The sequence below is a fragment of the Chitinophaga agrisoli genome (assembly GCF_008386695.1).
Lineage (GTDB): Bacteria > Bacteroidota > Bacteroidia > Chitinophagales > Chitinophagaceae > Chitinophaga > Chitinophaga agrisoli.
Map to the genome: position 1 here is coordinate 1,162,519 of NZ_VUOC01000004.1, position 12,633 is coordinate 1,175,151.

A 12,633-nucleotide genomic window follows, 5' to 3' on the forward strand; every position below is an offset into this window, starting at 1 on the left:
GTTGGTATAAATATCTCATACGTTGATAGTTGTAGTATTTAGAGCGCCAATTGCAGTCCAAACGTCCAAATTCTTAAAGGAGGATAAGTATCTGCATCAAAAGCCACTTCCGGATCTCTCCCTTTAAAAGAGGTAATAGTAAACAGATTCTGCGCTTGCAAATAAAACCGAACACTCTGCAAATGTGCCTTCTGTATATATTTTACCGGCAACTGATAACTCAAGCTTAAATTCTTCCAACGTATAAAAGAGGCATCCACTACTGCACCATCACTTTTAAGGGCGTTAAAAAAGGGAGCGAAAGCAGCCGGCCCTTGTGAGTATCGTTGAATACTTGAATGATCTCCCTCCTTTCTCCACCGTTCCAGCACCTCCACAGGTTGATTACTATTAAACGTACCCGGCATTCCATTAATATACAGGTAATTAAATCCGTTTTGCCTTACAAACTGAAATAAGAAATCTAGTTGCCAATTTTCATATTGTAAACTATTTTGTAGCCCACCATAAAAAAATGGCCCCATCCTTTTAGTAGAAGCATAATCTCCGGAATAAGTTATAATATTCCCGTCCTTATCCACATCCTCGAATTGATATAGTCCGGTTGTTGGATTTACTCCATTCCAATGAAATCCCTTAAATATATTTAATGGCTGCCCAACCGTATAATAATTATTATAAATGGTAGATTCCAATCCAGGGAATTGCAATAATTTATTATTAGGTACGCTAAGATTCAAAGAAGTGCTCCAATCAAAATTCTTGTGCTTTATATTGAGGCTACTTAGCTCTATTTCCAGGCCAGTATTTTGCACTAAAGCAGAAAAATTATTCAAGATTGAATTAAAGCCGCTTAATCCAGATAGCGAATAATCGACTAACTGCTTAGAAGAACGGTTGCGGTAATAGCTAGCCCTGAACAAGACTTTGTCCTGTCTGAAACCTAACTCTATTCCTGCTTCCAATTTTTTGTTCAATTCCCAGCCATAGTCAGGGTTGAATAAGCGGCTTGGCGATTGCCCACTAAAACCCTGATAAGGCGCAGAACGCATATAAGTAGCATTGTACCCATAGTCTTTAATCTGATCATTACCAGTGCTGCCATAGCTCGCTCGCAGTTTGCCAAAGCTTAGGAACGGAAAAAAATCTTTGCTCCATTTTTCTTTAGAGAATACCCATGCTATTCCAACAGCACCGAAATTGGCAAACTGTCTTCCTGGACCAAAACGGCTGGACCCATCCCGTCTACCGGTCAGATTTAGAATATATTTCCCGTCCCAATTATAATTAACACGCCCAAATATAGCGTTATAACGGTATTGGTAATAGGCACTAGCCACACCTCCTACTCTTCCTGCCGCGGATAGATTATCCAATGTAGCATCGCTGGTAAAACCGGTGGCATATAGTGCTTCTTGATCTCTCACCTCCTGTTGAAAAGTAGAGCCAACTAATACATTGAGCTCCCCCTTAGCCAACTTACCCCTATAATTAACCTGTGGTTCAATAATCCAACTTTTGATATTACCATTCACAAAAAAGGTATTACCGCTAGTGATTGTAGTAGCTGGATTAAATGACGCAAAAGGATTTATTTGTATTTCATCCATCAGCATTTTATTGAAGCCAAAACTGCTTTTCAGCTCCACCTTATGCTTATCTCCATCCAACACCCAATAATTTAATACCGCATTCGTCAGTAGATTGTTTGTATTAGCTTTGTATGTTCGTAATAACCAGGCCATAGGGTTGATGCCAAAGGCGCCCTCATCCCAGTTTAAGCTACCATTCGGCTTGTAAGGTTCTGGCGTATTGGGAGAAGTTACAGATAACCCCGCCAGATCTATTGAAGGTAGAAGATTCTTATCTGCTACATAGTCGACACCTAATGTTAACCTTCCACGGCCATTTAATGTGGATATCCCCAGGTTAGCGAGGGCTGCAGCTTTTCCGTAGTTAAAATCACCCGGATATACCGTCGTTTCCTGTCGGTACCCACCACTAATCCGGAATTGCATATTTATATCTTTCATAGCACCACCACCAGAAATAGCCAATTGCCCGTCTGCAATGTGAGAGCTCCCTCCTAATAGCTTTTTCTGCCAATCTGTGTAGCTAGCACTATCCCAACGTTTTAAATCATAATCGTTATCATGTATTGGAAGCCCATCATTTGCAAATGCTTCCTTACGCATTTGTATGTATTGCTGCGTGTTCATGTATTTGGGGCTATGCGCCATCTGCCCAATTCCTGTATAGAAATTCGCGTCTAGCTTAGTTTTTCCCGGTTTACCCGTTTTTGTGGTAATTAATATCACACCGTTAGCCCCCCTTGACCCATAAATAGCAGTTGCATCCGCATCTTTCAACACATCAATGCTTTCTATATCTGCCACATTGATCATATTCAAAGGATTTGATGCTCCTAAAGGGCTAATCGATCCATCCTCCATAATGTTATTCAAAGTAAGCGACGTTCCCGGAAACGGTACCCCATCCACGATATACAGCGGGTTATTCCCCGCTGCAATACTATTCCGCCCACGTAATTCCACCTTCACTGCTCCGCCCTGCAAACCTGTTAGTTGTGTTATGTGTAAACCCGGTACCCTGCCCTGCATGGCTAGTAACGGATCGGCTACTGGTTGGCTTGCGATGTCTTCCCCGGTTATCCGGCTCACACTCCCCGTTAAAAACCGCCTTGTGCTCGTGCCATACGCGATCACCAACACCTCGTCCAGGCCAGTTATCAAGGCGGCCAACTGGACCCTGGTGGTGGTGTCACCATTTATAAGCACTTCTTTAGGGGAATATCCTACGCAACTGATCATCAAGGCTGTGTTTTTCTTGATCCGGGTAAGTATGAATTTTCCGTCTTTATCAGTCTGTACGCCCCGTTGGGCGCCTTTTATGAGCACAGATGCATTTTGCAAGGCAACTCCTTCCTTGTCAGTAACAAGGCCGGTGATATTGATAGTAGGTTCTTCGGGTATTTTGCCCAGGTCTGGGTCGCCTGGTTTTTTAGGCAGGATCACGAATGTTTCTTCGCGATAGTACCAGGTGAGGCCTCTCTTGCGTAAGAGCCAGGCCAGCACATTGTCTAATGGTTCATTTTTGAAGTAGACGTTTATTTTCTCTTCGCTGCTTATCTGCTCATCATTATAGAAGGCTTGCAGGTGGGTCTGGTCCCATACTATGCTAAAAAAATCCGCCAGCTTAATGCCTGTATGTTCACAGGTGACGGGGCGTTCTCCCGGTCTGAACTGCGCGTTTAGACCGGGAAGTAGTGTCCCCATTATTACGAAGAAGAGAAAAGTGAATTTATAAGGCATTTTGAGCAGGGGTTCATAAAATTTCTGCATACAGGGAAAATGATACTCAACTTGTATATACGTTAATTCCTGGAAAATATATTTCCGGAATCCAGCAGCGGACCGGCCCCTCTCAAATTTTTTAAATAAAATCTATAGTAAGGACACTTTTTAACCCCCAAATGGTCTATTCAGCAGAAAAAACTTGCAATTCCTTCAATATTCCGTCTCATTATTTCGTCAGGTTCTAAGGCTCGTCCATAAATGTGGGGGCTCTGGCGCTATCCCGTTTGTACAGGCTGGTTTGCTACTAATATAGGGAATGCCCCGGATATAAAAAAAATGGTCCGGCAGCGGGAGGCTACCGGACCGGTGTTCTTAGTTGTGTTATGTGACGGTGTTAAATGTGCCGGTTGATCAGGTTTTCCAGGTATTCCTGGCGGCCGCTGGCAGATGCCGGCTCGCCTTTTTCGATGGCGTAGGCGCGGAGGTCTTCGAGCGACAGTTTGCCGGCCTCAAAGTCCTTACCCTTACCGCTGTCGTAGGAGGCGTACCGGTCCTGACGGATCTTGCGGTATTCAGATTTCTGCAGTACAGCGTCTGCCACTACCAGGGCGCGCGCAAAAGTATCTATACCGCCTATGTGGGCATGGAACAGGTCTGCCGGATCGGTAGAGTTCCTGCGGATCTTAGCGTCAAAGTTGATGCCGCCGCCTTTGAAGCCACCGGCTTCGAGGATGATGAGCATATATTCCGCTACCTCATTGATATTGTTCGGGAACTGGTCTGTATCCCAGCCGTTCTGCTGATCGCCCCTGTTGGCGTCTATAGAGCCCAGGAGGCCGGCGTCTGCAGCTATCTGCAGCTCGTGCTGGAAGGTGTGGCCGGCCAGTGTGGCGTGGTTTACCTCCAGGTTCAGCTTAAAGTCGTTCAGCAGGTCGTACTGGCGCAGGAAGCCAATTACGGTAGCCGCGTCAAAGTCGTATTGATGTTTAGTAGGCTCGCAGGGTTTAGGCTCTATGAAGAAAGTGCCTTTGAAGCCCTGTTTGCGGGCATAGTCGCGGGCCGTTTGCAGGAAACGGGCCAGGTGCTCCTGTTCGCGCTTTACGTCTGTGTTCAGGAGGCTCATATAACCTTCGCGGCCCCCCCAGAACACGTAGTTTTCGCCGCCCAGGGCGATGGTAGCATCCAACGCCGCCTTTACCTGTGCGCCGGCGTGGGCCAGCACATGGAAGTCCGGGTTGGTGGCTGCGCCGTTCATATAGCGGCGGTGGGAGAACAGGTTAGCGGTGCCCCAAAGCAGTTTAACGCCGCTATCGGCCTGCTTAACCTTGGCATAGTCCACCAGGGTTTGCAGCCTTTTGTCGTTATCGGCCACGTCATTGCCATAATCCACCACGTCTACGTCGTGGAAGCAATAATAGGGCATGCCCAGTTTCGTGATGAACTCAAAAGCTGCGTCCATCTTATCTTTAGCCCTTTCTACAGGGTCGCTTTTCTCATCCCAGGGGAAGATGTGGGTAGGGCCGCCAAAGGGATCGGCGCCGGTGCCGCAGAATGAGTGCCAATAGGCTACTGCGAAGCGCAGGTGGTCTTTCATGGTCTTACCTGCCACTACCTTGGTCTCATCATACCAGCGGTATGCCAGCGGGTTGTCTGTGGAAGGCCCTTCATAACGGATCTCTCCTATGCCTTTGAAGAATTCTTTGCTGCCTGTGACAATTTTTGCCATGGTCTTGTATCAGTTTTAAAGATTAGTGGTTAAGGACGCTTTTATGCCAACGTTGGCATAAAAATAAAAGAAACCATGAAAAAACAAAAACCTATTCTTAAAATTGTAGTACAAGATGAAAAAACCAACAATCCACGATATAGCCCGGGAGCTGAACATCACTTTTTCGACCGTAGCGCGGGCGCTGCGCAACCATCCCGGCATCAGCGAGGCCACCAAAGCGGCTGTGCGCCAGATGGCGGAGAAACTGAACTACCGGCAGAACAAGCTGGCCTCCTCCCTGCGCTCCGGCAACACCTACATTATAGGGGTAATTGTGCCCAGCCTGCATGTGAGCTTTTTTAGCTCCGTGGTGCACGGCATTGAAAAGGTAATGAATGAGAACGGTTACAGCATATTGCTTTACCAGAGCAATGAACTGCTGCAGCAGGAGATCCGGGGCATTGACACCTTTTTGCAATCGCATGTGGATGGCATTATCTCTTCCGTGACCCTGGAAACGGAGGCATACAGCCATTACGAGGAGATCAAGAACCGTAATATCCCGCTTATCTTTTTTGACCGCGCCATTGCGGCCCTGGAAACGCCGGCGGTGACCATAGACGACTACCAGGGTGGTTTTATTGCCACGGAGCACCTGATCCAGCAGGGTTACCGGCGGATCGTACATATTACGGCGGAGCAGTCCCTGCCCATCTTTAAAGAACGGCTACGCGGGTACCAGGATGCGCTGCAACGTTACGGCATCCCGGTGCAGGAAGAGCTGATCCTGCAGGGACAGTTTTCCCTGGAGTACGGGCGGGCCTGTGTACAGCAGTTGCGGGAGCAGGGCATAGCCTTTGACGCCGTGTTTGCCCTGGAAGATTATACCGCCATGGGGGTTATTCAGCAGCTGCTGGCCTATGGCGTAAAGATACCGGAGGAAACAGGGGTGATCGGTTTTGCCAATGAAGCTTTTGGCGCGCTGGTACAGCCCGGACTATCTACCATTGACCAGCAAACCGTAAAAATGGGCCAGGAAGCGGCGCGTTTGTTCCTGAAACAGATCCGGGACAAACAGGGCACTGAAGGGCGGCCACCGGAGCAGATTGTACTTGCGCCGGGATTAATTGTAAGGGGATCATCCAGGCGGATGGGATAACCAGGTTCGGGCATTACAGGGAACATAATCAGCACAATAGATCATCATTTCCTACCTTTGTTGCCTGTTACCAACCGAACCAACCAACCATGACAATCTTAACTTTTACGCTTATCCTCCTGGGCGGCGCTTTCCTGGCGGGTTTGCTAGGGTCCCTCACGGGCCTTGGAGGAGGCGTAGTCATTATTCCACTTCTTACACTCGGATTCCATACTGATATCCGTTATGCCATCGGTACCGCACTTGTTGCCGCCATTGCTACCTCGTCAGGCTCTGCTTCCGCCTATGTAAAGGAAGGTATCACCAACATACGGCTGGGCATGTTCCTGGAAATTGCCACTACCACGGGCGCTGTGGCGGGGGCCTTGCTGGCCGTGTTCCTGCCTACCAGCCTGGTGGCGGTGATCTTTGGCGTAGTGCTGATCATTTCTGCCGTGCTTTCCATCCGGCCTAAAGGCAATCACCTGGAAACGGAAGATAAAAGCCAATGGGCGCAACAGTTGCGGCTGAACGGCCACTACCCTACCCCAGAGGGCACTGTTGATTACAAAGTACGGCATGTGCCTGGCGGTTATATTATGATGACGGTAGCCGGCGTGCTTTCCGGGCTGCTGGGCATTGGCTCCGGCGCACTGAAGGTGCTGGCCATGGATAACATGATGCGGGTACCCTTTAAGGTATCTACCACGACCAGCAATTTTATGATCGGCGTAACGGCGGCAGCCAGTGCGGTGGTGTACCTGCAGCGCGGGTATATTGATCCGGGGCTGTGCTTTCCAGTAGTGCTGGGCGTACTGGCCGGCGCATTGGGCGGCACTAAAATACTGGCCAAAGCTAATACGAAGTGGCTGCGGATCGTCTTCTCTGTGGTGATCACATTACTGGCCCTGCAAATGATGTATAACGGAATCAGCGGAAAACTATAATACTGATGAAACGACTGTTCTCTAAAACCTATTGGGCGGATAAAGACGTTGAGATCTTACTGGGTACTTTATTGCGCTATGGCGTGGTACTTTCCAGCATAGTAGTGCTGGCCGGCGGCGCTATCTATCTTATCCGGCATGGCCATGAGCTGCCGGAATACCGGGCCTTTGCCGGGCCCAATAACCGTTGGGATAACCTGCCAGCCATCCTGCACGGCGTATGGCTGGGTCATGGGCGGGAGATCATACAACTGGGGGTAGTGATGCTGATAGGTACGCCTATTGCGCGGATCATATTTTCCGTTTTTGCTTTTAGTGTGGAGAAGGACTACCTGTATATTGTTATTACGCTGGTGGTACTGGGCGTTATTACGTTTAGTATGCTGGGGGGATTGGGTGGATAGTGCCCAATTCCCTCAAAGTTGCAACCAGCTTTATTACATCCCTTATTTTCCCAGATACAGCTTCGTCTAAATCGAGCAGATTTTTATTTACGCCCTGGTATTGAAATATTACCTCTCCTTTTCGCTTAATTATACAGATAGAGTATGCTATCCGGGACGAATTCAGATCACATATACAGACGTAACTATTCTTCTCAGTTTTGCATAGCTGCTTTTTAAACATTTCTGTCTCAAGCTTATCATATCGCCTCTCCTTCAAATTAACCGCGGTTCCTGACTGGACCATGCTAATGCTATCCACTGCGTTGTAATATAAAAGATGCCCATAGGAATCATCATATGGCATAGAAATACCAATTACCTGCAGATCACTGGTATCATTTTTTTCAAACTGTTCATAATATGGCGTATAGTTTATAATTTCCCTAAACGGTTTAGCCATCTTTACTTCCATCAGCTTACATGTGTCCCCTCCTGTGCACCCATTGGCCTTAGCAGGAGGCATCAAGAAGAATGGCAGCCATAGAAAAAGAATGTGCATATATAAACTTACTCTTGATCTAAAAATCATTTAGTTCTCAGTTTTAACAAATCAAAATAGCCGGGACTAACGTTATTATAATCAAACCCCGGTTTAACAGTAGGCCATCTGTCGCCTTTCCAAGATGGCGCCTGGTAAAATTGCCTTAACCGATCTCCCCCGATCAATTGCGCTCTCATGATGTTCTCTATATGTGAAGCCGATGTTTCCACTCCTTTCCTCCATTCCATTTTCTGGTCTATATGTCTATTTACCTTATCAAACTCCATGATATTACCCTTAAATTCACCAGGCGCCGCTTTTACCAACCCATTATCTATTTCCCAGGCATGTCCCAGTTCATGTCCTAAAACCAGGGTTTGCTGGGTTGACGCCGATTGATCCGGCAGATCCCATTTCCTGTCATTCAGGTCAAACGTAATATTAGTACCGTCTCCTTTTTCCGTTATGTTTTCATTTCCTCCTTTCGCCTCGGTATTACTATTCGAGTTTCCGTCTTTCTGGGGCTCATTTTTGGTAACTGTTATTGTATGAAGATGGTCTGAGCGCTTCAAATCTTTGTAAACTTTGTTAAATGCGCTGGATTCCCTTCTGGCGGCCCTAGCCAGCCTTTTAGCTTCCCTGACATCTTTTCTTGTGACGCCATCTCCTTTCTTCCACTCTATTTCCATTCCGTCAGGGTCCACTAACATCACAGGGTTATCCGCCACATAGCTATAAACAGATACGCTTGTGTATTTAAACGCCATAGGATCAGGCGCATGCCATCTTCCTATCTGCTGGTCATACATTCTTGCTCCATAATCATACCATTCCAATCCAGTTCCATCACCAAACTCATTATTCTGCAGCTCTTTGCCATTATACTTCATCCTGTTCTCCGGGTAATTCATGCCTTTCAACGCATTGCTGCTTATTGCCGCCATCGTTAACCCAAAGGGGTAATAATGCGTTTCCTCCAGCAAAGGCCCGGAGGCAACCCCTAACGTTACATTATCAAAGAACACATCCTGCGTTGTCTCGTTACTGGTGTAAGCATACAGGAAACCGCTTTTCTTCACCACCATCTTATCCACCGCCAGCGTTTGCAGTTCATCCGGCTCGCCTTTTACCTGCCGTACGCCACTATTATCCTCTACTAAATTAAACTGCTCATCGAATAATGCAAAATTCAGATAAGCCTTCGGTTTATCCGCCCGGTTCTGATCCGGGTCTTTTTCCTTTAAGCGCTGGTAATCATTGCTATTAAAGTTTCTAAACGGAGACAGCTGGTCTGCCTGACGGGCACCATGTTCCGCAGCTGCAGCAGCGCCGCCACCTAACGCACTTAACAGGGAGGCCACCATATCCTCTGGTGTAGCCGGCTTATTGTTGCCTGGGCCAACTGATTTGTAGAATGTCCGGGCGCCTATCTGGATAGTATCTCCCGCCATTACCCTTAACACTATGGAAGGGCCTATCTTTTTACCGCCTTCTTTAGCGCTCAGCTTTGCTACAGACTTATTTTGCGGGCTAGTTTCATCCTGGGGATAACCGGCCGGTTTATCTGTACGGGTCTCCTCCGTGTTGCTAAACAAAGCAGCCTCTTTCGCAGCGCTTTCTGTTTCCATGGTGGCGGTATACATGCTGAAGTCTGTTTGTTCTGTCAGCACGGTCCGCACGTTACCCAGGTGGTCTTTCAGGAAATAATCATATACATAGGATACCGGGTTACCCGTTTTAAACACGGTACGGATCCGCCCTTCTTCATGAGCCAGGAACTGCAGCGTATCGTTCTGATATACCAAACCATCAATATAAGTGGTGGTAATTATTTTTGGCGTGGTCCCCAGATTGTCCGTCACCACCTTTTGCAGTTTCCTGCCGGTGGCATCGTATTTATATTGAACGCTCCCTTTACCGGTAACAGTGATGAGCTCCGGCAGGTTCAGATGGTTGTAGGTAATACTGCTGATCCCTTTATTAAGGTCCATGCTCAGGTTACCATTGACGTCATAATCATAATCGTCACCGGTATTGGCGCCATTTATAAAATCGCCCAGTTTGGCGGAGGCAGTCGCCTTGGTATCCCCTACAGCTGCCAGCCGGTTACTGGCTTCACTGATCTTATAACGATAACTCAGCTGATCAATCAACTGTGGGGGCTGTGCTCCTATCATGCCCATCTGGTTCATTGTTATGATGTTACCATTGGCGTCATAAGTAAGATTGCTTACAGAAAAATCCATCTGGTCCTTTGTCCAGCTGCTGCTACCGTTGTTCTGCTGCGTGTAATCCGCTGCCGTTAAACGATTGGCATTGTCATAACTATAGCCATAAGAGCGCTGGATACCGTTGCTCTTGCTTTTCCACTTTATACCGGCTATGTTGCCATTGTACTGATTACTGGTATAACCATAATCGTAGCTCAGGTCCTGCCCAAACCAGTTAGCGGTACTGGCGATTGTGCTTACAAAGGCTTTGTTGATGCTTTTTAGCCAGCCACGAAGGTTATATTCATAGTTCAACGTTTCCAGCTGGGTACTGGCGCCGGTAACCCCTAGCCTTTTTGTTCTTAGCTGTCCTAATTCATCATAGCTGTTTTCCGCAATGGTTTTAACCGCGCCCGCGTCGTTCATCTGTTTTTTGATGGCTGTCACTCTGCCGGCGGCATCATACAGCTGTTGCGTCATTACCGTAGTTTGCGGCGTTGTGCCGCTACGCGGGTTATTATGCCGCAGGTAGGTGCTGAGCAGTTTGCCGCTAAAATCATAAAGACTGGTCACTATATCCTTTCCACCGCTTATGTTATCAGCGATCGTCTGGAGGGTACGGCCTTTATCGGTATAGTAAACGGTAGTCGTCAGCCACTGGTCTGTGCCAAGTACCCGTACCTTACTGCCGGTAACCAGCCCTTTGGTCATACTGCTGGTGGTGGTAATTACTTCTGCATAGGAGCTGCCACTATATTGCGGTTTTGTAAAATCTCCCGTCACCGCATTTTCCTTACCGGTAAAGCTGTAATCATCGTAAAAGGTGTAGGTAAGCGGGGTTAATGCGCTGGCGGGGATATTAGGCAGCGGGTTAGTAACGGTGATATTTGTCACCCCATCGTTGGCAGATGGATTGATCTCTGCGAGCATTTCGCCGGTACCGGATTCAAAACCATTCACAAAAGAAATACTATTTGTGGCTTCATATTCCGCCCGGCCATCATAGTTAGCCACCACCAGGTCTGCTGTGCCGGGAAAAGTGTAGCCGATGCTCTGGCTATTACCGGTGGCGCTGTTCATACTGGCCTGCAACGCATCGCGGGTAGCTGCCGAATTATACAACGCAGTCATGGTGGGGCGGTTGAGCCCATCGTAAAAGGTGGCCATCCATTTAGAAGCATTCTTCAGATTACCGTCACGGCTAAACACCGGGCGGTCCCGTACGTCGTACACCATTTCTACCGTAGCGGCGCCCGGCACCTTTTTCAAGATCATACGGTTGCGGCCATCATATTGGTACTGAAAACAAAGCTCATCAGCAATTGACTGCGAAATTACCCAGCTGGCCGAAATCAAACCCACTGCCTTGGGAGGGATCACGAAACGCAGATTTCCCAGGTCATCGTATACATAATAAGTACATAACCAGCCAGTATGCCCATCAGCAGCGCCTGTAGTGATCTCTACCCTTTTCATTACCACCCGGCCCTCGTTATCCTTGAACTCCACTACACGGAGGCCTCTTTCATCTTTTATGATGTTCTTATAGAGCGTTCCGACGGTATATACGCGGTTTGTTCCACTGGTAGGGATAGTAGCGCCAGCCGCCAGATCCCAGATCCGTACGCCATCAGCAGCTGTATTCACTTGATATTGCAGCGTAACGGGGTGACTGCCGCCCTCCTTTGCCCAGCTATTACCGGCCGCGTATGTTTTTGACACGCGGTCCAGCGGGGAGGATTCGTATTCCGTTTGTCCGTAGTAGATACTTTCCCCTGCGGCGCCGGGCGCCAGCGTAGCATCCTGGTAAAAGGCCTTCTGCCCGTTAAAAGGATCGGCTTTAAACTTACCATCGTTAGTATTGCCAGTTTTAGGCACATAGGGCAGGTACTTATATTGTTCCCGGCCAAATGCGTCATATACCACCGGCGCCACCAGGTCCCTGGCGCCAGGGGTAATGGCTTTTGTTACAGTCTGCAAGGGCCTTCCCAGCCCATCAAAGTATTGAGTGCTTTGCTTTACTGCATTTACATCTGTGGATGCGCTTACCGCGGCCGGATCTGCAGCAGGCATACTGGGCTCCCAGGCACGGATATAATTGATGGTGGTATTGGTATAGGCGGAGGGTACCGTATTAGCGGTTGCCACAGGCCGGGTACTGGTATTGGGCACATTCTGGGCAAATGCTGATCCCGTTACAAACAACAGGCATAATACAGTTGAGATCTTCTTCATTTATACTGGTATAAGGACATTTAACAAAATAATAACTGCGACGCGCAGTAGTAAGGCATAACAAACCATTCCGTTATTTAAAAGGTATATACATCACACAAAGAGCTATCCAGCTCAAACAGGCACGATCCAGCGAACAAACTGAGAAGTA

The 12,633-nt window shown here is 47.9% G+C and carries 7 protein-coding genes; 3 read left to right on the top strand and 4 right to left on the bottom strand.

What is annotated here, in order from left to right:
• Positions 1-38: 38 nt before the first annotated feature.
• On the bottom strand, positions 39-3,362 hold the full coding sequence (locus tag F0L74_RS23745) for a SusC/RagA family TonB-linked outer membrane protein (protein WP_149840402.1): 3,324 nt from the start codon (positions 3,360-3,362) through the stop codon (positions 39-41).
• Between the two features lie 349 nt (positions 3,363-3,711).
• The gene (gene xylA / locus F0L74_RS23750) at positions 3,712-5,043 is read right to left on the bottom strand and encodes a xylose isomerase (RefSeq protein WP_149840403.1); all 1,332 of its coding nucleotides are present in this window, start codon (positions 5,041-5,043) and stop codon (positions 3,712-3,714) included.
• Between the two features lie 115 nt (positions 5,044-5,158).
• Here xylA and F0L74_RS23755 point away from each other — a divergent pair, with 115 nt between their 5' ends.
• From F0L74_RS23755 to F0L74_RS23765, 3 genes are all read left to right on the top strand, one after another.
• The gene (locus tag F0L74_RS23755) at positions 5,159-6,184 is read left to right on the top strand and encodes a LacI family DNA-binding transcriptional regulator (RefSeq protein WP_149840404.1); all 1,026 of its coding nucleotides are present in this window, start codon (positions 5,159-5,161) and stop codon (positions 6,182-6,184) included.
• Between the two features lie 89 nt (positions 6,185-6,273).
• Entirely contained in the window at positions 6,274-7,110 is an 837-nt protein-coding gene (locus F0L74_RS23760; RefSeq protein ID WP_149840405.1) for a sulfite exporter TauE/SafE family protein, read from the top strand.
• Between the two features lie 5 nt (positions 7,111-7,115).
• Positions 7,116-7,514 carry a DUF1634 domain-containing protein gene (locus F0L74_RS23765; protein WP_149840406.1) on the top strand — a complete coding sequence of 133 codons (399 nt, stop codon included), beginning with the start codon at positions 7,116-7,118 and terminating at the stop codon, positions 7,512-7,514.
• Here the strand turns inward: F0L74_RS23765 and F0L74_RS23770 are convergent.
• On the bottom strand, positions 7,486-7,968 hold the full coding sequence (locus F0L74_RS23770) for a hypothetical protein (protein WP_149840407.1): 483 nt from the start codon (positions 7,966-7,968) through the stop codon (positions 7,486-7,488). The two genes, F0L74_RS23765 and F0L74_RS23770, sit on opposite strands and share 29 nt — an antisense overlap.
• A 113-nt stretch (positions 7,969-8,081) precedes the next feature.
• Complete coding sequence (locus F0L74_RS23775; RefSeq protein WP_149840408.1) at positions 8,082-12,482, bottom strand: DUF6443 domain-containing protein; 4,401 nt, start codon at positions 12,480-12,482, stop codon at positions 8,082-8,084.
• Positions 12,483-12,633: the final 151 nt, after the last annotated feature.